This is a genomic window from Sphingobium sp. YR768 (assembly GCF_900111125.1).
Lineage (GTDB): Bacteria > Pseudomonadota > Alphaproteobacteria > Sphingomonadales > Sphingomonadaceae > Sphingobium.
On the sequence record NZ_FOGE01000002.1, the window covers coordinates 17,056 to 38,808 of the forward strand.

Consider the following 21,753-nt stretch of genomic DNA (forward strand, 5'->3'; position numbering starts at 1 on the left):
TTCAGGGTGACGAGGATGCTATGGGGATGCGCCAATGATCGCTGAAACCGGTCTGGCTGCGCTGTGGCTCGCGGCGGCGCTGGCGCTGTTGCAATTGCTGCTGGCCTTTGCGGGATTGAAGGGCGGCAAGCCGGAATTGCTGGCCGCCGTGCGCCCCGCCGCCGTGGCGCAGGGGCTCCTGACCGCCATTGCCTTCGCCCTGCTGATCACCCTGTTCCTGCGATCGGACATGTCGGTGCTGCTGGTCGCGACCAACAGCCATTCGATGAAGCCCTGGCTTTATAAATTCGCTGGCACCTGGGGCAATCATGAAGGGTCGATGCTGCTGTGGGTGACGGTGATGGGCGTCGCTGGCGCCGCCGTCGCGCTGTTCGAGCGGGCGCTCAAGCGCGACGCGCATATGGCGACGCTGGGCGGGCAGGCGGCGATTTCGCTGGGTTTCTATGCCTTCCTGCTCTTTTCCTCCAATCCCTTCGCGCGGATCGATCCGCCGCCGCCGGACGGGCAGGGGCTGAACCCGCTATTGCAGGACCCCGGCCTCGCCTTCCATCCGCCGACGCTCTATCTGGGCTATGTCGGACTGTCGGTCGCCTTCTCCTTCGCCATCGGCGCGCTGCTGACGCGGCAGGTGGATGCCGCCTTCGCTCGGGCCATGCGGCCATGGGTGCTGGCGGCCTGGGTGCTGCTGACGCTGGGCATCACGGCAGGCAGCTATTGGGCCTATTATGAACTGGGCTGGGGCGGCTGGTGGTTCTGGGACCCGGTCGAAAATGCGTCATTGATGCCATGGCTGGCGGCGACGGCGCTGCTGCACAGCGTGACCGTGCTGGCGACGCGCGATGCGCTGCGCGCCTGGACGATCATGCTGGCGGTCATCGCTTTCTCCATGTCGATGGTCGGCACCTTCCTTGTCCGATCCGGCATCCTGACCAGCGTCCACGCCTTCGCCGTCGATCCGTCCCGGGGCAGCTTCATTCTGGCGCTGCTGGCCATCTATATCGGCGGGGCGCTGGCGCTGTTCGGCTGGCGGATCGGGTCGGTGCGCGAAGGCGCGCCGTTCGAACTGGTCAGCCGCGAAACCATGCTGGTGGCCAATAACCTGCTGTTGTCGGTGATTTTGGGGATCGTGCTGATCGGCACCCTCTATCCGCTGATGACCGAAGCCTTCGGCCATAAGGTATCGGTCGGCGCGCCCTATTTCGACCGGATTGCCGGGCCGCTGGCGCTGGCGCTGATGGTCGTGCTGGCGGCCGGGCCGCTGACCCGCTGGCGGCGGGACAGCGCGAGCGCGGTGGGCAAGCGGCTGATCGTGCCTGCGCTGCTGCTGGTCGTGGCGGCGGGGGTACTGGCTATCCTCGCCTGGGGCCGGATCGGCGTCCTGCCTTTCCTTGGTCTCGTCATCGCCATTGCGGTCGGCGCGGCGAGCATCGCGCCGCTGTGGAAGCGCAAGCTGCTGCGCACGCCACTCTTCACCTGGGGCATGGTGATCGCGCATCTGGGCTGCGCCGTCAGCCTGGCCGGCATGGCCTGCGATTCGGCCTTCACGGTCGAGAAACTGGTGGCGGCCCGCCCCGGTGACACGATCCAAACGGCTGGATGGACCCTGCGCTTCGTGCAGATCATGCCGGTCGCGGGGGACAACTGGACCGCGCTTCAGGCCGACATGCAGGTCGATCGTGGCGGTGCGCCGGTGCTGATCCGGCCGCAGTCGCGCTTCTTCGCCTCGCCGCCGACCAGCACCAGCGAAGCGGCATTGCTGACCCGCTGGAACGGACAGCTCTATGTCGTGCTGGGCGAGGAAGTGGAGGGCGGCCGCTGGCAGATGCGCATCTGGTGGAAGCCGTTCGTCACCTTCATCTGGCTGGGCGGCATCATGATCGCGCTGGGCGGTGCATTGGCGCTGGTCGGTCGGGAACGGCGCGGCTGGCTGCTGAAATGGCGCGCGCGCAGGGAGGTCGAGGCATGAGGAAAGTCTGGATCTGGCTGCCGCTCATGCTGTTCCTGGCCTTTATCGGCCTGTTCGCCAGTGGCCTGTTCCAGCCGGATGACCGCGTCATCCATTCGCGCCTTGTCGGGCAGCCGCTGCCGGCCTTCACCCTGCCGGCGGGGGCGAGCGATCGGCCGGCGCTGGCCAGCGCGCAACTCGCCACCGGCAAGCCGCGCCTGCTCAATATCTTCGCCAGTTGGTGTGTGCCCTGCGCCGCCGAGGCGCCGCAACTGATGGCGTTGAAACAGGCGGGGGTGGAGATTGACGCCATCGCCATTCGCGATGCCCGGCCTGATGTCGACGGCTTCCTGAAACGCTATGGCAATCCTTATGCCCGGATCGGTCTGGATGCTCAGAGCAAAATTCAGATGGACCTCGGATCGTCTGGCGTGCCGGAAACCTTCGTCATCGATGGCAAGGGGCGGATCGCCTATCAGCATATAGGCGATATTCGCGCCGATGACGTGCCGATGATCCTCGACCGGCTGAGGGATGCACAATGAAGCTGCTGCTTGCCTTGCTGATGGCGCTGGTCGCAGTGCCGGCCGCGGCGCAGACCGCCTTGCCGCCCGCGCCCTGGGCCGACCGGCAAATCCCCGATGCCGCGCAGGAGCGCAAGGCCAAGGCGCTGATGGAAACCATCCGCTGCCTCACCTGTCAGAGCCAGTCGATCGCCGATTCGGGCGCCAGCATGGCCGGTGACATGCGATCGCAGATCCGGGAACGGATTATGGCCGGGGAGCAGCCGGAGGCGATCCGCACATGGCTGATCTCCCGCTATGGCGACTGGGTCAGCTATGAGCCGACCGCCGCGCCGATCCTGTGGCCGCTCTGGGGCGCGCCATTGCTGTTTCTGGGACTGGGGCTGTTGTTGCTGCGCGGCCGGATCAAGCGGAGGAAGAGCCGATGACGGGATGGTTCATCGCCTTTGGTCTGGCGGCTCTGGTCTTCGTCGCCCTGTTGCTGGTCGGGCGCATTCCCCGGTCGGCGCGGGAAATCAGCGCGGCGGCGCTGTTGCTGGGGCTGGCGGGCTATGCCTGGCAGGGCCATCCGGGGCAGGCAGGTGCACCGCGCCATGTAGCGCAGGGCAAAAGCGAGGCATTCGACGAGAAGCAGGCGGAAAAGCGGCGCGGTCTGGCCGAGCGCTTCGGCCCGGCGGCGCAATGGATGATGCTGTCCGATGGCCTGGCGCGGCAGGGCAAGACCAAGGAAGCGGCCAATGTGCTGCTGTCGGGCCTGCGCGCGACGCCCGATGACGCCAATTTGTGGCTGGGGCTGGGCAATGCGCTGGTCAATCATGCCGATGGTGTGCTCTCGCCCGGTGCCGAATTTGCCTATCGTCGGGCGCTGGCGATCGATCCGGCGGGACCGGCGCCGCGCTATTTCTATGGTCTGGCGCTGGCGCGGAACAACCAGTTGCAGGGCGCGCGGGATATGTGGGCGCCGCTGGCCGCCAGTGCGCCGGCCGGCAGTCAGGTGAAGGCGGAACTGGAAGCCTATATCGCGCGGATCGACGCGATGCTTGCCAATGGCGATACTGTCCCGCAATGATGCGCCGCAGCGCGGATGATTGCGCCCCGTCTGGAGGCGTGATAGGGCGCGCCGCTATGCAGGGTATGACATATCCTTTGATGAAAGATTCTTTCTTGGTCGCTATCCTATGGCGCGGCGTCCTTCAGCCTGGTGTGCGATGACCATTTGGTTTTCCTTTCATGGCTGATCTTCTTCCCAATACGGCCCCGGCCGATGACGAGCAGCATGGCCACGGCCATGGGCGGCAGCAGGCGACGGTAAAGCTAGTCGTCGGCGCCATCGGCATCGTCTTTGGCGATATCGGCACCAGCCCGCTCTACGCCTTCCGCGAGACCTTTGCGGGCCATCATCATCTCGACCTCGATCCCGACCATATATTGGGCGTCATCAGCCTGATGTTCTGGTCGATGATGCTGGTGGTGACGCTGAAATATGTCAGCATCATCATGCGGGCCGACAACAAGGGGGAGGGTGGCAGCCTGGCGCTGCTGGCGCTGATCAACGGCCAGACCAAGACGCAGCGCTGGTCGCGCGGCATCGTGCTGCTGGGCGTGTTCGCGACGGCGCTCTTCTACGGCGACTCGATGATCACGCCGGCGGTGTCGGTGCTTTCGGCGGTCGAGGGCCTGACGGTCTATAATCCTGCGCTGGCCCCGGCGATCCTGCCGGTGGCGATCGTGATCCTGCTGGGCCTGTTCTGGATACAGGGGCTGGGCACCAACAAGGTCGCGGCCTTCTTCGGCCCGATCATGCTCACCTATTTCGTGACGATCGCGGCGCTGGGCGTCCTCTCGATCCTCAAGACGCCGGGCATCCTCTATGCGCTGAACCCCTATTGGGCGTTCATGTTCTTCGTCACCGATCCGCTGCCCGCCTTCCTGGCGCTGGGCGCGGTCGTGCTGGCGGTGACGGGGGCCGAGGCGCTCTATGCCGATATGGGGCATTTCGGGCGCAAGCCGATCCGGGTGTCCTGGCTGTTCTTCGTGCTGCCGGCGCTGATGCTCAACTATATGGGGCAGGGCGCGCTGCTGTTCCGCGAAGGCGCGGCGGCGCTGCACAGTCCCTTCTACAATCTCGCGCCGCAATGGGGCCAGTTGCCGCTGATCGTCCTGGCGACGCTGGCCGCGATCATCGCATCGCAGGCGGTGATTTCCGGCGCTTTCTCGGTTACGCAGCAGGCGATCCAGTTGGGCTTCATGCCGCGCCTGCGCATTTCCCACACCAGCGCATCGACGGCCGGCCAGATCTATATCCCCCTGATCAACTGGGGGCTGATGGTGATGGTGATCCTGCTGGTGCTGGTGTTCCAAACATCGTCCAACCTGACCGCCGCCTATGGCATTGCGGTGACGGGCGCGATGTTCATCGACAATGTGCTGCTGACGGTGGTGCTCTATCGTCTGTGGCACTGGAAATGGTATTATGCAGCGCCGCTGCTGGCGGTTTTCTACCTGGTCGACGGCGCCTATCTGGCGGCGAACCTGACCAAGGTGCCGGATGGCGGATGGTTCCCGCTGCTGATCGGCTTCATCGTCTTCACCCTGCTGACCACCTGGTCGCGCGGTCGCCGATTGGTGCAGGACCGGTTGCGCGAAGCGGCGATGCCGATTCCGGTCTTCGTCGCCTCCGCCGCCAACAGCGCGGTGCGGGTGTCGGGAACGGCCGTATTCATGACATCCACGCCCGATGGCGTGCCCCACGCGCTGCTCCATAACCTCAAGCATAACAAGGTGCTGCACGAACGGGTCATCCTGTTGACGGTGAAGATCAAGGATGTGCCGGTCGTGGAGGATGACGGGCGGTGCAAGCTGGAGGATCTGGGCCGGGGCTTCTTCCGTCTGGTGCTGCAATATGGCTTCATGCAGGAGCCTGACGTGCCGGCCGCGCTCAAAAATGTCACCGGTTGCGGGCAGGCGTTCAAGATGATGGACACCAGCTTCTTCCTGGCGCGCCAAACCTTGCTGCCGTCGGCCAAGCCGGGGATGCCGCTGTGGCGCGAGAAGATCTTCGCCTGGATGCTGCGCAACGCGGAAAGCGCGATGGAGTTTTTCCGCCTGCCGACGAACCGGGTGGTCGAACTGGGTAGCCAGGTCGAGATATAATTCCTCCGGCCGAGGCAGCCATCATATTAGGGCTGGCACTCCTTCATCGTCATGCTGAACTTGTTTCAGCATCTATTTCTCGCTTCGCACTGAAGCCTTGAAAGGCGCGATAGTCAGAGGATCGAGCCACCACAAAGTCGGCGATTGCGGCCTGATGGATGCTGAAACAAGTTCAGCATGACGGAATTGATATTCGATAGGTGCTAGGATTTTCAGGCATCAAAAAGGGCGCGGCCTTGCGGTCGCGCCCTTCGTGCATCTTGGCTTTGAGCGAAATCAGGCGGCGTCGCGGCCTTCGTTGATGTCGACCAGATGGCCGCCATTGACCGCGATCTTCTTGGGCTTCATCGCTTCGGGGACTTCGCGCAGCAGTTCGATGCTCAGCAGGCCGTCGGCCAGATCTGCCTTTTCCACGCGCACGAAATCGGCGAGTTCGAAGCGGCGCTCAAAGCTGCGGTTGGCGATGCCGACATGCAGGAATTTGGAGCGATCCGTAGAATTATCATCCTTGCGGCCGATTACCTGAAGCAGATTCTGCTGGGCGGTGATGTCGATTTCTTCCGGGCGGAAGCCGGCGACGGCCAGGGTCACGCGATAGCGGTCTTCGGAAAGGCGTTCGATATTGAAGGGCGGGTAATTATCACCCTGCGCCAGACGGGCATTATTTTCGATCAGGTCGAACAGACGATCGAAACCCACGGTCGAGCGGCGATAGGGGGTCAGGTCGAAACCACGCATTGTCATAATCTCCAAAAGAGCAAAATGAACCTGCCGGACCCGGTAATTGGCATCCGGCGATAGTCTGCCCGGCCCCAAGTGGCGACCGGACAGCGTTGATATGGTTGCGGCTTTGCGGCTTTCAAGAGCCATGGCGATGTTGGAAATCGCACGCTTAACTTCGCATATTTCCCGCGGATTTTGACAGGAAGTTGCGTGCGGCCGATCCTATCGGAAAGTCGGCTCAACCAAATAGAGAGCGGCCCGATGGAAGGAAGAGTGCAAGAAAAGCGCGGGGTAGGACAGGCTGACAAAAAAGCACCCGGACCGTGTTTTCACGATCCGGGTGCTTAATGGACGATTGCTCGTCTCCCCCTTGGCCTGCCTCAACCACTTCTCAGCCCCCTAAGCTCGAAGTGGGAAGCAGTATCCCTGAACCACGGCCTTTTACCTGTGCTTCCGAAGCCTTGCTATGACCGGCGCGGGCCGGTGTCACGGGCAAAATCCGGCCGGTGTGATTTTCGGTCGGTCCCTGTGGCGGTGATGCAACAATCCGGCAATGACAGCGTTCATGCAGGCCCATCGCCTTGCCCTGTTTTCCGCCCATTGCGAGTCGCCGACTGTTCCAGCCACCGTCAGAATGCTCTAGACCCTCTCCAACATCCTTATCGAAGGGCCGTTCGCGCCACATGATTCTATCCTGTTACGAACGCATGATCGCCAAGCGCTACCTGCTGCCGGGCAAGGGGGAGGGCTTTATCTTCCTCGTCGCCGGCATCAGTCTGGTCGCGGTCATGCTGGGTGTCGCCGCGCTCATCATCGTCATGAGCGTCATGAACGGCTTCCGCGCGGAGCTGTTCGACAAGATTGTCGGCCTGAACGGCCATGCCGTGGTGCAGGGCTATGGCGGGCGTCTGCCCGACTGGCAGTCGGTGCTGAAGCAGACGAAGGCGACCGCCGGCGTCACCAGCGCCACGCCGATGATCGAGCAGCCGCTGGGCGCGATTTTTCAGGGCCGGTTCGAACCCGCGCTGATCCGCGGCATGACCGTGGCCGACATTCGCAACAACCAGACGATGAAGGCCAAGATCATCGGGGGCAGCCTGAACGCGCTGACCCCCAATGGCGGCAAGGTGGCGATCGGGTCGCGGCTGGCTGAAAATATGGGCTTGCAGGTGGGCGATACCTTCACCGTCTATAACCCGGCGGGCCGGGCGACGCCGTTCGGTACGGTTCCGCGCGAAGTCGGCTATCAGGTCGCCTGCATCTTCGAAGTCGGCATCTATGATTATGACAAGGCGCTCGTCGTCATGCCGATCGAGGATGCGCAGACCCTGCTGCTGATGGGCGACATGGTCAGCATGATCGAGGTCGAGACGGTCAATGCCGACAAGGTCGGGCAGATTTTGGCGCCGCTGGCCGGCAAGGTCGCGGGCCGGGCGGTCATCACCGACTGGCGACAGATGAATAGCTCGCTGTTCGAGGCGCTGGCGGTGGAGCGGGTGGCGATGTTCGTCGTCCTGTCCATCATCGTGCTGGTGGCGGTGTTCAACATCCTGTCGTCGCTGATCATGCTGGTGCGCGCCAAGACGCGCGACATCGCGATCCTGCGGACGATGGGGGCGAGTCGCGGCGGGCTGGTGAAGATATTCATGACCGTGGGCGTGACCATCGGCACGCTGGGCATCGGGGCCGGACTGGTGCTGGGCTTCGCCTTCCTCGCTTTCCGGCAGAACATCGTGAACGTCATACAGTTCGTGACGGGGCAGAATTTGTGGGATCCATCCGTGCGGTTCCTCAGCGAATTGCCGTCCAAACCCGATCCGGTGGAAATCACCGTGATCTGTGTGATGGCGCTGCTGTTCAGCTTCCTCGCCACCCTCTATCCGGCCTTCAAGGCCGCCAATACCGATCCGGTTCAGGTGCTGCGTTATGAATGATATTTTGAAGGTCAGCGGCCTGTCCCGCAGCTTCACCCAGGGTGAGGTCACGATCGACGTGCTGCGCGGCGTGGACCTGCGCGTGGGGCCGGGTGAGATCGTGGCTTTGCTGGGGCCGTCGGGGTCGGGCAAGTCGACTTTGTTGCAGGCGGTCGGCCTGCTGGAGGGCGGGTTCGACGGATCGATCCGCATCAGCGGCGAGGAAGCGGCGAAGCTGGACAATGACGGGCGGACGCGGTTGCGCCGCGATGCGCTGGGCTTCGTCTACCAGTTTCACCATCTGCTGCCCGATTTCAATGCGACCGAGAATGTCGTGCTGCCGCAGGTGATCCGCGACATTGACATGGCAACGGCGCGGACGCGAGCGGAATCGCTGCTGACCTCGCTGGGGCTGGGGCATCGGCTGGACCATCGGCCGAGCCAGTTGTCGGGCGGCGAGCAGCAGCGCGTGGCGGTCGCCCGCGCGCTGGCCAACCGGCCTGCGCTGGTGCTGGCGGATGAGCCGACCGGCAATCTGGACGAGCGCACGGCCGATATCGTGCTGGCCGAGTTTCTGCGGCTGGTGCGGCATGAAGGATCGGCGGCACTGGTCGCGACCCATAATGAGCGGCTGGCGCAGAAGATGGACCGGGTGGTCCGGCTGCATGAAGGGGTGCTGGAGGCGGCTTAGAGCTTCCGCTTTACATATGATCCGTTCGCCCTGAGCAAAGTCGAAGGGCCCGACTGAGCCGAAGGCGAAGTCCCTCGCTTCGCTCGGTTGAGGGCTTCGACTTCGCTCAGCCTGAACGGTGCAGTTTTAGAATGCTGTGCTCTAAGCGACCGCCGAAGCGCCATCCCGCACCGTCGCGACCAGGATGCGGTCGCGGCCTTCGGTCTTGGCGCGCAGCAGGGCGGCGTCGGCCGTCTGGAGCAGGCGGTCGGCGCGGCCATGATCGGGATAGGCGGCCAGGCCAAAGCTGGCGGTGATGGTGCCCAGTTCCTTGCCGCGATGTTCGATCCGCAAATCCTGAATGCGGCGCTGGATCTGCGCCGCGCGGCCCAGCGCCTGATCCAGGTTGAAGCCGGGCATGAGCACCACAAATTCCTCGCCGCCCAGACGGAAGGCATGGCCATTTTCGCGCAGCGCATCGGCCAGTACATTGCCGACCCCGCGCAGCACGGCGTCCCCGGCATCATGGCCATAATTGTCGTTGAACCGCTTGAAATGATCGATGTCGACCATCAGGCAGGCGAGCGGCGTCAGATTGCGTTCGGCTTCGCCCACCAGCGTCTGGAGCATCGCGTCGAACTGGCGGCGATTGGGCAGGCCGGTCAGCGCGTCGGCCATCGCCATGTCGCGCAGCACGTCGCGCAGGCGCAGATTGGCGAGCGCCAGTCCGATATTTTCGGCCAGCATTTCCAGATATTTGCCTGTGCGCTCCAGATGATCGGCGCGGACGCCGGTCGGCTCCTCATAATAGAGCATGCCGATGCTCTCCCCCTGCGCCGCGAGCGGGATGCAGATGGTGCTGATAGCCGAGGAGGCGCCCAGATGCTCGCAGGGGATGTCGACCATCTCGCCGGCCGGGCGATGGGTCTGGCCGCGCCGCAGCGCCCAGCAGGCTGACGGCGGAAATTCGATGCGGGAATAAGCGGGGGATAGCCAGTCGCAGGCCTGCACCATGGCGTTGCGGCGTATGTCGTGGATGTAGAGGCGGCCGGGGAAATCGGGGGCGATTTCCGGGGCGAAACGACGCACGACGTCGACCAGATCGGCGCTGCTGTCGCAGCCCTGAAGCCGCTGGGTCAGGCGCGAGAGCAGGTCGCGCATCATGCGGTCGGCATCCCGCTCCTGTTCCAGCCTTTGCCGTTCCAGCCCGTTTTCGCGGAAGATGCGGATCGCCTGTGCCATGTCGCCGATTTCGTCGACTTGATGGAATTCGGGCGGAATAGCCTCGAAATCCTGCGCGGCGAGACGGGTGACGACGTCGCTAAGGCGCACCACCGGATGCAGGATACGCTGTTTGAGGACGAAATAGAGGACGCACAGGAACAGGAGCGCGGTGATGCCCAGCATCACTTCCGACACGCTGCGCCACTGGCGGGCGGTGTCGGTGGCGCGGATAACGGCCTGTTCGGTCCGCTGGTCGAGCATATATTGGAATTGGCCGACCTGCGCCGCGACCCGATCCAGTTCCCGACCATATTCGTCGCCAAACAGGATGGTGCGGCCAGTCTTGTCGTCGCCCGCCTGCGCGGCGCGGATGGCGGCGTCCTGCTCGTCGGTCAGCGCGTCGGCCCAGTGCAGCCCCTGACGCAAGGCGGCCAGTTCGCTTTCATTGGCGCCGGCGTCGCGCAGATGGGTGATGCGCTGCTCGACCGAGCGGAGTGCTTCGCGTTCACGACGATAGACGATCAGGTGGCTGGGATCGCCGCTGATGACATAGCCACGCGCCTGTTCGGTGAGGCGATAGACGTCTTCCTCAAGGCTGGCGGTCAGTTGGTCGAAGCTGGCGCGCTGGGCCACGGCGGCGCGTTCCGTCTCCTCCGCGCCCGACGCCATCAACATGGTCGCGCCCGAGACGAGGGTCAGGATGACGGTGGCGCCATAGGCCCAGTTGGTGATGGTGGATAGACGCATGACAGCAGACCTTAGGCCGAAACTGGTTGGCAATTGCTTAAAATGCCGTCGATCCCGTTTTCGACACCTTACCCACAGATTTCTTGGGACTGGGGCTGGGCCGAATCGCGAGGCGTCCCTAGATTGTCATGATGCCTCATACCGCTTTCGTTCCGCTTCGTGTCTTTTCCTCCTTCACCATGCTGGAAGGGGCGATCGACCCCAAGAAGATCGCGAAACAGGCGAAGGCTTTGGGCTTCCCGGCGGTGGCGATCACCGACCGCAACGGGCTTTATGGCTCCATGGCCTTTTCCGACGGGTGCAAGGATGAAGGCGTGCAGCCGGTCGTGGGCGCGATGCTGGGCCTGTTGCGGCCCGGTCGCCCCGCCAATGCGCCGCCGGTGCATGACTGGATCGCCCTTTATGCGCAGGATGCGGCGGGCTATGACAATATCTGCGCGCTCGTTTCCATGGCGCATCTGGACCGGCCGGTCGAGGAAGTGCCGCATGTCACGATCGAGGCGCTGGAGGGGCGGACCGATGGCGTCATCGCACTGACGGCGGGTGGCGAGGGTGCGCTGGCGCGGCTCTTTGCCGAGGACCAGCCGGACGCGGCGGTCGCCTATGTCGAGCGGCTGGAGGCGCTGTTTCCAGACCGGCTCTATATCGAAATCTGCCGGCGGCTGGACGCGGTGGAGGGCAAGGCGGAGCCGCAACTGCTCGACATGGCTTATGAGCGGGGGCTGCCGCTGGTGGCGACCAACCCGACCTGCTTTGCGGAGCCGGATTTCCACGCGGCGCATGATGTGATGCTGTGCATCGCCGACAGCGCCTATGTCGAGACGCCCGACCGGCGGACCAGTTCGCCCGACGCCTGGATGAAGCCGGCCGCCGAAATGAAGCGGCTGTTCGAGGATCTGCCCGAAGCGCTGGCCAATACGCTGGTCGTCGCGCAGCGCTGCGCGGTGATGGCGCCCAAGCGCAAGCCGATCCTGCCCAGCCTCGCCGGCGATATCGAGGGTGAGGCGGCGATGCTGCGCGATCAGGCGACGGCGGGGCTGGAAATGCGGCTGGAAAAGGCCGGGATCATCGGGGCGGAGGCGCGTCAGCCCTATTTCGACCGGCTGAAGTTCGAGACGGACATCATCATCCAGATGGGGTTCCCCGGCTACTTCCTGATCGTGGCCGACTTCATCAAATGGGCCAAGGATCATGATATTCCAGTGGGGCCGGGCCGTGGATCGGGCGCGGGTTCGCTGGTGGCGTGGGCGCTGACCATCACGGACCTCGATCCGTTGCAATTGGGCCTGCTGTTCGAACGCTTCCTGAACCCGGAACGTGTGTCGATGCCCGACTTCGACATCGACTTTTGCGAAACGCGGCGCGGCGAGGTGATCCGCTACGTCCAGCAGAAATATGGCGCGGACCATGTCGCACAGATCATCACCTTCGGTAAGCTGAAGGCGCGGGCGGTGCTCAAGGACACCGGCCGCGTGCTCCAGATGAGCTATGGGCAGGTCGACCGGTTGGCCAAGCTGGTGCCGAACCACCCGACCGATCCGTGGACACTGGAACGGTCGTTAAACGGGGTGGCCGAGTTTCGCGCGGAATATGACAATGACAATCAGGTCAAGCGCCTGATCGACTATGCGATGAAGCTGGAGGGCTTTCCGCGCCACAGCTCCACCCATGCGGCGGGCGTGGTGATCGGCGACCGGCCGTTGCAGCAGCTGGTGCCGCTCTATCGCGATCCGCGATCCGATATGCCGGTGACGCAGTTCGACATGAAATATGTCGAGGGTGCGGGGCTGGTGAAGTTCGACTTTCTGGGGCTGAAAACCCTGTCCGTCTTGCAGAAGGCGGTGCAGTTGCTGGCCGGGCGCGGCGTGACGGTCGATCTCGATACGCTCGCCTGGGACGATCCGGCTGTCTATGAACTGCTCCAGCGCGGCGACACGGTGGGCGTGTTCCAGCTGGAATCGGAAGGCATGCGCAAGACGCTGGCCGCCGTGCGCCCGACCAATTTCGGCGACATCATCGCGCTGGTGTCGCTCTACCGCCCCGGCCCGATGGACAATATCCCGATGTTCGGGCGTCGTAAGAACGGGCAGGAAGAGATTGAATATCCGCATATTCTCCTGAAACCGATCCTCGAAGAAACCTATGGCATCTTCGTCTATCAGGAACAGGTGATGCAGGCGGCGCAGATCCTGGCGGGCTATAGCCTCGGCGACGCCGACCTTCTGCGCCGCGCCATGGGCAAGAAGGTGAAGGCGGAGATGGACGCGCAGCGGTCCCGCTTCGTGGAAGGCTGCGCGAAAAGCGACATCAAGCCGTCCAAGGCGAATGAGCTGTTCGACTTGATCGACAAGTTCGCGGGCTATGGTTTCAATAAATCGCACGCGGCGGCCTATGCGCTGCTCGCCTATCAAACGGCCTGGCTGAAGGCGCATTATCCGGCGGAATTTTATTCCGGGTCGATGGCCTTCGATATTCACCTGACCGAAAAGCTGACCGTGTTCGTCGACGATATGCGGCGCATGGGCATGACCTGCCTGCCGACCGACCTCAACCGCAGCGAGGCGGACTTTACCGTCGAGGCGGTGCCCTATCAGGGCGAGGACGCGCGGCTGGGCTTTGCCGTGCGCTATGCGCTGGGCGGGTTGAAGGGCGTCGGCGAAAAGGCGATGGAACAGCTTGTCGAGGAGCGCGACAAGGGCGGGCCGTTCAAGTCGCTGGATGATTTCGCCGACCGGATCGAGCCGCGGATGCTGAACCGGCGACAGTTGGAAAGCCTCGCGGCGGCGGGGGCGTTCGACGGCATTCATGCCGATCGTGCGGGCGTGCATGCGGCGGCGGAAACGATCCTGTCGGTCGCGTCGAGCAATGCGGCGGCGCGCGAAAGCGGGCAGGGCGGCCTGTTCGGCGATGTCGAGACGACCCATGCCGATGTGCGCATCCCCCCGCATCAGGCCTGGACCGTGGCGGACCGCATGGCGCAGGAAAAGGAGGCGTTCGGCTTCTATTTCTCGGCCCATCCGGTCGATCGCTACAAGCATCTGGCCGACGCGCGCGGCGCGAAAAGCTATGGCCTGGTCTGCCAGTCGCCCATGCCCGCGCCCAATGCCGAAGGGCGGGCGATGACGATCATGGCCGCCATGGTTGAAGATGTGCGCTGGCGCGAGACGAAGCGCGGGGCGCGCTATGCCAACGCCACCTTCTCCGACCAGAGCGGGCAGTTTCAGGCGAGCTGCTTTGACGAGGAGGCGTGCAAGGCGATCGAACTGCTGGCGGCAGATGGCGATTGCGCGTTGCTGGTGGTGGAACTGGACCGCTTGCCGGGCGAGGAAACGCCGCGCGTGACCGTGCGCGGGGTGGAAGCCTTCCGGACGATCGCCAGCGCATCGCGCATGGTACTGGTGGTCGATGTGGAGACGGTCGAGGCGGTCAAGGCGCTGGCGGCCTTGCTGGCAGGCGCGGAGGCCGGACGCAGCGAAGTCTTCCTGCGTGCGCCGCTGGGCGACGGGCAGGCGGCGCGGGTCTTCCTGGGCGACAATTATAGTCTGGGCGCGGATCAGGTGGACGCGATCGCGACCATCAAGGGGCTGAGCATCCACCAGTTCGAGCGGATGGACGTGAAGGCCGATGGCTATAAGACGCGGACCCGGCGCACGGCGATGCGGTTGGTGGGGTGACGGACGAGCCGCGCAGGGGCTGGGCCTATCGCAGACGATCCCGCGCGGTATCGAATGACGCCGGGCGGGTAGAAGCGCCGGCTTTTCGGTCCGATAACGATCTGCATCAGTGGCGCTACGAATGGGGTTGGATGGCGTTGATAGGCTCGGCGACGATCACAGCTTTTGAATTATGGGACGTGTCGCTCCGTTTCTGGCCGTTGCTTCTGGTGCCGGTGATTGGTGTGTTTCTGTTATCTCGATGGCAGGCGCGGCACTATCGACGTCGGGGCAAGCGTTTCAGCCATTATGAGGACGATCGTCTGAGCCGTTGACGCATTTGGCCGCACCTATGTTCTAATATCACCTGCAAGTGTGACCGAGCAGGCAGCATAAATTGTTCACGCGGAGGCGCGAAGACGCGGAGCAGATGCGCGCGCTCTCCGCGTGAATCAATATGAAGAAGATTTCGCGCAGAGGCGCAGAGAATATGCTCGTCTGGCACAGGGCGACCAATAACAACCTTGTTCCCCCTACCGCTTGCGGGAGGGGGTTAGGGGGTGGGCATGCGCAAGGTTGCAATTGCCCACCGCTGCGACTAAATTCGCTGCGCTCATTAAGTCTCGCCGCCCCTCCCGTTCACGGGAGGGGCAACAAAAACCGTAATGTCCGCTCTCTAACCAACCTAAAACAACCGCATCTGCGCGCCTTCGGGCGGGCGGAACAGGTCGGTGCGCAGAACCAGTCTTTCCGCGCCCAGCCCGGCGCGTTTGCGGGCCTTGCTGAAGCGGGTGCGGATGAGGTCTGCCCAGACGCCCTGTCCGCGCATGCGCGTGCCGAAGTCGGGATCATTGTCACGCCCGCCGCGCATGTCGCGGATGATGGCCATCACCTTGCCCGCGCGATCGGGATAATGGGTGTCGAGCCAGGCGCGGAACAGGGGCGCCACCTCATGCGGCAGGCGGACGGGGATATAGCTGACCTCCCGCGCGCCGGCCTGCGCGGCGCGGGCGACCAGCGCCTCAATCTCATGATCGGTAATCGCCGGGATGACGGGCGATATGCTGGCGGTGACGGGGATACCGGCGTCGGCCAGCTTGCGGATCGCCTCCAGCCGCCGCAGCGGGTGCGGCGCGCGCGGCTCCAGCGTGCGGGCGACCTTCGGATCGAGCGACGTCACCGAAAGCATCACCGCCACCAGCCGGTCGCGCGCCAGATCGGCGAGCAGGTCGATATCGCGCAGGATGCGATCCGACTTGGTGGTGATGAAGGTCGGATGGCGGGTTTCGACCAGCAGTTCCAGGATCGACCGGGTGATGCGCCAGTCCTTTTCGATCGGCTGATAGGGATCGGTATTGGTCCCCATCGCGATCGGCGCGACGACATGGTTGCGCTTCGACAGTTCGGCCCGGAGCAGCTTCGCCGCGTCGGGCTTGGCGAACAGTTTGGTTTCGAAATCCAGACCGGGCGACAGGTCATGATAGGCATGGCTGGGCCGGGCAAAGCAATAGATGCAGCCATGTTCGCAACCCGCATAGGCATTGATGGATTGCGAAAAGCCGATGTCCGGGGAGGCGTTGCGGGAAATGATCGTCCTGGGTGTGAGCGTCAGGACGGTGGTGCGCAGCCTGGGTGCCGGACCATCAATCTGCTCCATCGCATCGAGCCAGTCGCCATCGGCCTCGCTCTGGTTGAGGTTGAAGCGTTTACTGGTCAGGTTCTGCGTCGCGCCGCGACCGCTGCGATGGGGCATTGGCGCAAGAGAACATACAGTGAACATAATTGCAAGGGGTTTCCGGTTGCTCTGCAATAGGCCGGATCGCCTAGATCCTGTTCATTTCGCCCAGATAAAGCGCACCACTGCCATCGAAAAGGCGAACAGGAAGGCATAGCCGAACCGGTCCAGCGCGACGATGGTTGCCCCTTTCTTGCTCCTCTTCCGTCCAATCAGCATCATGATCAAGCCAGCGATCGTCGGGGTCAGGATGAGATTTGCCACCCGATAATTGGGGTTGGCGATGGCGGAATGCGGGAGGATCAAGAGGCTGATCCCGCCGGCAATGGCACCCCAAAGGATGAAGCCGATGGTGGATAGCAGCGGATTTCTGGGCTTCCTGAACGTGTCACCAAGGCTGTGCATTCCCAACTCGGCGAGGCATTCGAAAGTCAGCTGAAGGAGCATCTCTCCGAGAAATTGGAATATGATCTCGAAAATAAACTCCACAGCCGCCGCCCGCTTTTATTCGAAGATGATGTGCATGATGGTTGCTGTTTTGACAGCCAGCAACGCCAAAGTGGCGTTTTCCACCAGTTGAAGTGCGGCAGGTCCCGCCGAACGATAGCTCAGGCTTGCCCTACCGTTCCATCAGCCGCGGCATCAGTTCCACGAAATTGCAGGGGCGGAAGCGGCTGTCGAGTTGGGTGACGAGGATGCCGTCCCAGGCATCCTTCACCGCGCCGGTCGAGCCGGGCAGCGCGAAGATATAGGTGCCGCGCGCTACGCAGGCGGTGGCGCGGGACTGAATGGTGGACGTGCCGATGCTCTGATAGCTGAGCCAGCGGAACAGTTCGCCGAAACCGGGGATTTCCTTGTCCTGCACCTGTGCCAGTGCTTCGGGCGTGACGTCGCGGCCGGTGACGCCGGTGCCGCCGGTCGTCAGGATCACGTCGATTTGCGGATCGTCTATCCAGGCGTGCAGGCGGGCGATGATCGCGCTCCTGTCGTCCCGCTCGATATAGCGGGCGGCGAGGATATGGCCGGCGCTTTCCAGCCGTTCGACCAGCGTGTCGCCGGAGCGATCTTCGGCAAGGCCGCGCGTATCGGATACGGTGAGAACGGCGATGCGAACGGGCAAGAAGGCCCGGCTCTCATCGATCGGCATCAGTCGGAACCGCCACCCATGGAGTTGCGACCATCGGCCTTGCTCAGGCGGACCATCTTCGCACCCTTGGCATTGGGGAAGGTCGGCCACAGGCCCTGCGCCATGCCGGTCAGGCAATCGGCGCTGCCCTTCGCCTGCAACTGGTACATCCAATAGTTGCGCATGACGATGTTCACATAGGCGCGGGTTTCATAATAGGGCAGCGATTCCATGAAGAGCAGCGGATCGCCCTTGTCATGGACCTGCGTGTTCCAGCGTTCGACCGGCAGCGGCCCGGCATTATAGGCGGCCATCACCTTGGGCAGCAGGCCGCCGGTCGCGCTCATGTCGCGCAGCGATTCCAGATAGCGCTGGCCATATTCCATATTGGTCGATGGCACGAAAAGCTGCGCCGCGTTGGACAGGCCGACATCGCCGGCCGTGCCGGGGCGCACCTGCATCAGGCCGCGCGCGCCGGCGCTGCTGACGACATCGGAGCGGAAGCCGGATTCCTGAAGCGTGTGGGCGTAGATCAGCGAGGGATCGACGCGCCAGCCGCCATCGGGGCGCCAGTCGGGCGCGGGGAAGCGGGCGAAGCTGCCCGGCTGGGTGCCGGCGGGGCCATTATGGGCGAGATAGAGCTGGGTTGCGGGCAGGTTCAGCGCGCTGGCGAGGCGCAGCAGCGCGTCATACTGATCGGTGCCGCCGATCTTCGCCTGATAACGGAGCAGTTCGTCGGCCCGGCCATTTTCGCCGATTGCGGACAGGGCGATGGCCGCGCGGGCATTGGGGCTGGCCCGCAGCTTCTGCCATTCCAATGCGCCGAAACGGCTGCCGACGGGGCCGCCGGCGAAGGTCATGCCCAGCGATTCCCTGGCCAGCAGACCGTAGAAGGTTTCGTCGGAGCGGGCCGCCTGCTTCAGGTAATTTTCGACCTTCTCCGCCTCACCGCAGACCATATAGGCGCGCGAGGCCCAATAGGCGCCGGCCGATCGCATATCGGCGTCGCCCGCCATCGCGGCGACATTGGCGAAGGCGGGGGCGGCGGCGCGGCAATCATTCTGACGCCATGCCGCCAGCCCGGTGGTCCAATAAGCCTGCACCGTCCAGTCGCCGCCGGCGCGGGTTTCGAGCGCGCGCGCAGCCATGCGGCGGGCGTTCACATCGTCATTTTCGATATAATAGGCCCAGGCGACACGCTGGCGCACTTCGGTCAGGCCTTCGGGCGTCAGGCCCGCTTCGCCGGTGCCCAGCAGGCCTTCGGCGCCGATAGGATCGTCATTCTTGACATAAGTCTGGATCTGGCCGGCCAGCGCCTGCGCCGCGACATCGGTCTTCACGGCAGCGACATATTGGCGGCGGGGGGCAGAACCAAGCCAGACCATTTTCTGGATCTGCGGCAGGGTCGGCAGGATGGTGGCGCCGCGCCGCTGGGCGAGGCGGGAAAGCTGGTCGGCCTTGGGCAGCCAGGCGGCCTTGTTGATCAGGTCGAGCAGGTCGAACAGTTCGACGCGTGGCGACCCCTTGGCCAGATAGAGTTCGGACAGCGCCAGCGACCGCACCGCATCCTGCGTGTCGAGCGCGGCGATCATCGCCTTGGCATCATTCCACTGTTGGGCGGAAATGGCGGTGAAGATGGCGCGATAGCGGGCCTTGTCGCCGTCGCTGATCTGAAGCGGGGAAGCATCGGCCGTCGAGAGGGTCGGAAGGACCGGGGCGGTATCGGCCAGCGCCGGAGCGGTCGCGGCCAGGCCCATGCTAATAAGGGCCGTAGCCATAAACATTGGGCGGGAAATTTTGGTCGCGGCGCGAATCACGGACGGGCTTCCTCGATCAGGCTTTGAAGGGCACGCCAGCATTCCGCCTTGGCCGCCGGCTGACCGAGCAGCAGGCGCGGATGAAATGTGGCGATGGCGGGCACAATGCCGCCTTCATGATTAAAATCGCGTAAACTATTTGCCGGGGTTGCACCGTCCGTCGGCATCAGCGCACGGATCGTCCGGTCGCCGAGCAGGAGCAGGCGGCGCGGCCGGGCAAGCTGGACATGGGTGCGCATCCGGCCGGCGGCGCTGATGAGGTCGCTCGCCTCCACCATGCCGCCCGGAGGCCGCGCAAAAAAGAGCGACGCGACATAGACTTGCGCCCGATCGAGGCCGATCGCGCGGAGCATCGCATCGAACAGTGCGCCGGCGCGATCGGCGAGCAACGTGCCGGCATCGACATCGGCCGGGTCGGGCATGTCGGTGATGACCATCAACGGCGCTTCTACAGCACTAGACGGGTAAATCGCCCGCGCCGGCCAGCGCCGTTCGGGGTGGGCCGAATCACTTTCCAGCCACAGGCGGAAGGCAGAAAGGTCTTTTGGTTTGGTCGGAACCAATGCTGGCGCTGAGGCTTGAGCAGATTGGGCGGATGCCCCGGAAACCACCGCAGGCGCTGGGCGCAGCCAGTCAACCGGTGCTTCCGTTACGGCGCTATCCACGCCGGCAAGCTGCCACCACGCCAGATAGGCGTCGGCGGCCAGCGCCACATTGTCCTGCATTAATCCCCGCATCGCATTTCCTTGGGCCAGAGGTTGACGAGGGGGTCAAGCTGCTTCATCGCCCTAAATGGTAAACTGTTGTACTAATGCGGCGATTGGATGAGACGGGGTGCAGCCCGCCGGTCGCAAAATTGGAGGGAAGAATGAGCGAACGGGATTCGATGCCCTATGACATCGTCATCGTCGGTGGGGGACCGGCGGGATTGTCTGCTGCTATCCGGTTGAAGCAACTGGCAAATGAAGCGGGACAGGAACTGGCGGTGTGTGTGCTGGAAAAGGGCTCCGAGATTGGTGCCCATATCCTTTCAGGCGCGGTGATCGATCCCAAGGCTCTGGACGAATTGCTGCCGGAATGGCGTGAATTGGGCTGTTCGCTTGCCGCCGTTCCGGTCACGGACAATCAGCATTGGGTGCTGACCAAGACCGGCAAGATCGCCATGCCGCACATCATGACACCGGGCTGGATGCACAATAAGGGCACCTATACCGGGTCGCTGGGCAATTTGTGCCGCTGGCTGGGTGAGCAGGCCGAGGGGTTGGGCGTGGAAATCTTCCCCGGCTTCGCGGCGGCAGAAATCCTGTATAACGAAGATGGCAGCGTGAAGGGCGTGGCCACCGGCGACATGGGCATCGCCCGCGACGGCGAGCATAAGGGCGATTATCAGCCGGGGCTGGAGCTGCATGCCCGCTACACCTTCTTTGCCGAGGGCGCGCGCGGCCACCTGACCAAGATATTGAAGCGCCAGTTCGCGCTGGACGCGGACAGCGAGCCGCAGGTCTATGGACTGGGCATGAAGGAATTGTGGGATATCGATCCCGCCAAGCATCAGCCGGGCCTTGTCATCCACTCGCAGGGATGGCCGCTAACCGACGCTTATGGCGGCGGTTTCCTTTATCATCAGGCCGATGGTCAGGTGGCTTTGGGCTTTGTCGTGGGGCTGGGCTATCGCAATCCGCACCTTTATCCGTTCGAGGAGTTCCAGCGCTGGAAGCAGCATCCGGAAATCCGCAAGTTTCTGGAGGGCGGCCGCCGCGTGTCCTATGGCGCGCGCGCGATCAACGAGGGCGGCTGGCAGTCAATCCCCAAGCTGGCTTTCCCCGGCGGCGCGCTGATCGGCTGTTCGGCGGGCTTCGTCAACGTGCCGCGGATCAAGGGCACGCATACGGCGATGAAGTCGGGCATGCTGGCGGCCGAGGCGGCCTTCGCCGCGGTGCAGGCCGATCGGACGAGCGACGTGCTGGACACGTATGAAACGACGCTGCGGTCGAGCTGGATCGCGACCGAGCTGCAACTGGTCAAGAATGCCGAACCGCTGCTGTCCAAATTCGGCAATACGATCGGCACGCTGCTGGCGGGCATCGACATGTGGATGCGCACGCTCAAGATCGGCCTGCCCTTCACGATGAAGCACAAGCCCGACAATGAGAAGATTTGGCGCAAGGACCAGTGCGAGAAGATCGCCTATCCCAAGCCCGACAATGTCATCAGCTTCGACCGGCTGACATCGGTGTTCCTGAGCAACACCAATCATGAGGAAGACCAACCGGTCCACCTGCAACTGAAAGACCCGTCGGTCCCGATTTCCTATAATCTGCCCCTTTATGACGAGCCGGCGCAGCGTTATTGTCCCGCAGGCGTCTATGAAGTGGTCGGTCAGGAAGAGGGCGATCCCAAATTCCAGATCAACGCGCAGAATTGCGTCCATTGCAAGACGTGCGACATCAAGGACCCGACCCAGAATATCAACTGGGTCGTACCCGAAGGCGGCGGAGGACCGAATTATCCGAACATGTAAGC

The 21,753-nt window shown here is 63.6% G+C and carries 17 protein-coding genes; 10 read left to right on the top strand and 7 right to left on the bottom strand.

Annotated elements, in window-relative coordinates:
* The first annotated feature begins 34 nt into the window (after positions 1–34).
* The 5 genes from BMX92_RS02510 (at position 35) to BMX92_RS02530 (ending at position 5,622) form a co-directional block, all read left to right on the top strand.
* Positions 35–1,966: a heme lyase CcmF/NrfE family subunit gene (locus BMX92_RS02510; protein WP_093011396.1), complete on the top strand. Its 1,932-nt coding sequence runs from the start codon at positions 35–37 to the stop codon at positions 1,964–1,966.
* The gene (locus BMX92_RS02515; protein ID WP_177184911.1) at positions 1,963–2,490 is read left to right on the top strand and encodes a redoxin family protein; all 528 of its coding nucleotides are present in this window, start codon (positions 1,963–1,965) and stop codon (positions 2,488–2,490) included. The genes BMX92_RS02510 and BMX92_RS02515 overlap by 4 nt, the downstream gene beginning before the upstream one ends.
* Positions 2,487–2,897 (top strand): cytochrome c-type biogenesis protein, encoded by a 411-nt coding sequence (locus BMX92_RS02520; RefSeq protein ID WP_093011402.1) that lies wholly within the window; start codon positions 2,487–2,489, stop codon positions 2,895–2,897. The genes BMX92_RS02515 and BMX92_RS02520 overlap by 4 nt, the downstream gene beginning before the upstream one ends.
* Complete coding sequence (locus BMX92_RS02525) at positions 2,894–3,538, top strand: tetratricopeptide repeat protein (protein ID WP_093011405.1); 645 nt, start codon at positions 2,894–2,896, stop codon at positions 3,536–3,538. The genes BMX92_RS02520 and BMX92_RS02525 overlap by 4 nt, the downstream gene beginning before the upstream one ends.
* A 161-nt stretch (positions 3,539–3,699) precedes the next feature.
* The gene (locus tag BMX92_RS02530) at positions 3,700–5,622 is read left to right on the top strand and encodes a potassium transporter Kup (protein WP_093011408.1); all 1,923 of its coding nucleotides are present in this window, start codon (positions 3,700–3,702) and stop codon (positions 5,620–5,622) included.
* Between the two features lie 276 nt (positions 5,623–5,898).
* On the opposite strand, the gene BMX92_RS02535 is transcribed toward BMX92_RS02530, so the two are convergent.
* On the bottom strand, positions 5,899–6,360 hold the full coding sequence (locus BMX92_RS02535; RefSeq protein WP_093011411.1) for an Hsp20 family protein: 462 nt from the start codon (positions 6,358–6,360) through the stop codon (positions 5,899–5,901).
* A gap of 668 nt (positions 6,361–7,028) precedes the next feature.
* On the opposite strand from BMX92_RS02535, the gene BMX92_RS02540 reads away from it, so the two are divergent.
* Both BMX92_RS02540 and BMX92_RS02545 read left to right on the top strand, forming a co-directional pair.
* On the top strand, positions 7,029–8,279 hold the full coding sequence (locus tag BMX92_RS02540) for a lipoprotein-releasing ABC transporter permease subunit (protein ID WP_093011414.1): 1,251 nt from the start codon (positions 7,029–7,031) through the stop codon (positions 8,277–8,279).
* The gene (locus BMX92_RS02545) at positions 8,272–8,949 is read left to right on the top strand and encodes an ABC transporter ATP-binding protein (RefSeq protein ID WP_093011417.1); all 678 of its coding nucleotides are present in this window, start codon (positions 8,272–8,274) and stop codon (positions 8,947–8,949) included. Before BMX92_RS02540 ends, BMX92_RS02545 begins: the two co-directional genes overlap by 8 nt.
* A 141-nt stretch (positions 8,950–9,090) precedes the next feature.
* Here BMX92_RS02545 and BMX92_RS02550 read toward each other — a convergent pair whose 3' ends face one another.
* The gene (locus BMX92_RS02550; RefSeq protein WP_093011420.1) at positions 9,091–10,899 is read right to left on the bottom strand and encodes a diguanylate cyclase; all 1,809 of its coding nucleotides are present in this window, start codon (positions 10,897–10,899) and stop codon (positions 9,091–9,093) included.
* Between the two features lie 131 nt (positions 10,900–11,030).
* Here BMX92_RS02550 and dnaE point away from each other — a divergent pair, with 131 nt between their 5' ends.
* Together dnaE and BMX92_RS02560 are read left to right on the top strand one after the other, a co-directional pair.
* Complete coding sequence (dnaE, locus tag BMX92_RS02555) at positions 11,031–14,573, top strand: DNA polymerase III subunit alpha (protein WP_093012527.1); 3,543 nt, start codon at positions 11,031–11,033, stop codon at positions 14,571–14,573.
* On the top strand, positions 14,570–14,887 hold the full coding sequence (locus tag BMX92_RS02560) for a hypothetical protein (RefSeq protein WP_093011423.1): 318 nt from the start codon (positions 14,570–14,572) through the stop codon (positions 14,885–14,887). The genes dnaE and BMX92_RS02560 overlap by 4 nt, the downstream gene beginning before the upstream one ends.
* A 350-nt stretch (positions 14,888–15,237) precedes the next feature.
* Here BMX92_RS02560 and BMX92_RS02565 read toward each other — a convergent pair whose 3' ends face one another.
* The 5 genes from BMX92_RS02565 to BMX92_RS02585 form a co-directional block, all read right to left on the bottom strand.
* The gene (locus tag BMX92_RS02565; protein ID WP_093011425.1) at positions 15,238–16,305 is read right to left on the bottom strand and encodes a PA0069 family radical SAM protein; all 1,068 of its coding nucleotides are present in this window, start codon (positions 16,303–16,305) and stop codon (positions 15,238–15,240) included.
* Positions 16,306–16,386: 81 nt separating this feature from the next.
* Positions 16,387–16,776 (bottom strand): hypothetical protein, encoded by a 390-nt coding sequence (locus tag BMX92_RS02570; protein WP_093011428.1) that lies wholly within the window; start codon positions 16,774–16,776, stop codon positions 16,387–16,389.
* Positions 16,777–16,906: 130 nt separating this feature from the next.
* A complete protein-coding gene (moaB, locus tag BMX92_RS02575; RefSeq protein WP_093011431.1) occupies positions 16,907–17,434 on the bottom strand; it encodes a molybdenum cofactor biosynthesis protein B in 528 nt (175 codons plus the stop codon).
* A complete protein-coding gene (locus BMX92_RS02580; protein WP_093011434.1) occupies positions 17,434–19,230 on the bottom strand; it encodes a lytic transglycosylase domain-containing protein in 1,797 nt (598 codons plus the stop codon). Before BMX92_RS02580 ends, moaB begins: the two co-directional genes overlap by 1 nt.
* Positions 19,227–19,967: a uracil-DNA glycosylase family protein gene (locus BMX92_RS02585; RefSeq protein ID WP_256213249.1), complete on the bottom strand. Its 741-nt coding sequence runs from the start codon at positions 19,965–19,967 to the stop codon at positions 19,227–19,229. Before BMX92_RS02585 ends, BMX92_RS02580 begins: the two co-directional genes overlap by 4 nt.
* A gap of 131 nt (positions 19,968–20,098) precedes the next feature.
* Between BMX92_RS02585 and BMX92_RS02590 the strand changes: the two genes are divergently transcribed.
* Entirely contained in the window at positions 20,099–21,751 is a 1,653-nt protein-coding gene (locus tag BMX92_RS02590) for an electron transfer flavoprotein-ubiquinone oxidoreductase (protein WP_093011440.1), read from the top strand.
* The last annotated feature ends 2 nt before the right edge of the window (positions 21,752–21,753 follow it).

What these genes read in the sequence shown, in the direction of transcription:
- BMX92_RS02550 (WP_093011420.1), bottom strand. Translation starts at nt 10,899, where the DNA reads ATGCGTCTATCCACCATCACCAACTGGGCCTATGGCGCCACCGTCATC.
- BMX92_RS02565 (WP_093011425.1), bottom strand. Translation starts at nt 16,305, where the DNA reads ATGCCCCATCGCAGCGGTCGCGGCGCGACGCAGAACCTGACCAGTAAA.
- BMX92_RS02525 (WP_093011405.1), top strand. Translation starts at nt 2,894, where the DNA reads ATGACGGGATGGTTCATCGCCTTTGGTCTGGCGGCTCTGGTCTTCGTC.
- BMX92_RS02530 (WP_093011408.1), top strand. Translation starts at nt 3,700, where the DNA reads ATGGCTGATCTTCTTCCCAATACGGCCCCGGCCGATGACGAGCAGCAT.
- dnaE (WP_093012527.1), top strand. Translation starts at nt 11,031, where the DNA reads ATGCCTCATACCGCTTTCGTTCCGCTTCGTGTCTTTTCCTCCTTCACC.
- BMX92_RS02510 (WP_093011396.1), top strand. Translation starts at nt 35, where the DNA reads ATGATCGCTGAAACCGGTCTGGCTGCGCTGTGGCTCGCGGCGGCGCTG.
- BMX92_RS02540 (WP_093011414.1), top strand. Translation starts at nt 7,029, where the DNA reads ATGATTCTATCCTGTTACGAACGCATGATCGCCAAGCGCTACCTGCTG.
- moaB (WP_093011431.1), bottom strand. Translation starts at nt 17,434, where the DNA reads ATGCCGATCGATGAGAGCCGGGCCTTCTTGCCCGTTCGCATCGCCGTT.
- BMX92_RS02590 (WP_093011440.1), top strand. Translation starts at nt 20,099, where the DNA reads ATGAGCGAACGGGATTCGATGCCCTATGACATCGTCATCGTCGGTGGG.
- BMX92_RS02515 (WP_177184911.1), top strand. Translation starts at nt 1,963, where the DNA reads ATGAGGAAAGTCTGGATCTGGCTGCCGCTCATGCTGTTCCTGGCCTTT.
- BMX92_RS02520 (WP_093011402.1), top strand. Translation starts at nt 2,487, where the DNA reads ATGAAGCTGCTGCTTGCCTTGCTGATGGCGCTGGTCGCAGTGCCGGCC.
- BMX92_RS02545 (WP_093011417.1), top strand. Translation starts at nt 8,272, where the DNA reads ATGAATGATATTTTGAAGGTCAGCGGCCTGTCCCGCAGCTTCACCCAG.
- BMX92_RS02585 (WP_256213249.1), bottom strand. Translation starts at nt 19,967, where the DNA reads ATGCGGGGATTAATGCAGGACAATGTGGCGCTGGCCGCCGACGCCTAT.
- BMX92_RS02535 (WP_093011411.1), bottom strand. Translation starts at nt 6,360, where the DNA reads ATGCGTGGTTTCGACCTGACCCCCTATCGCCGCTCGACCGTGGGTTTC.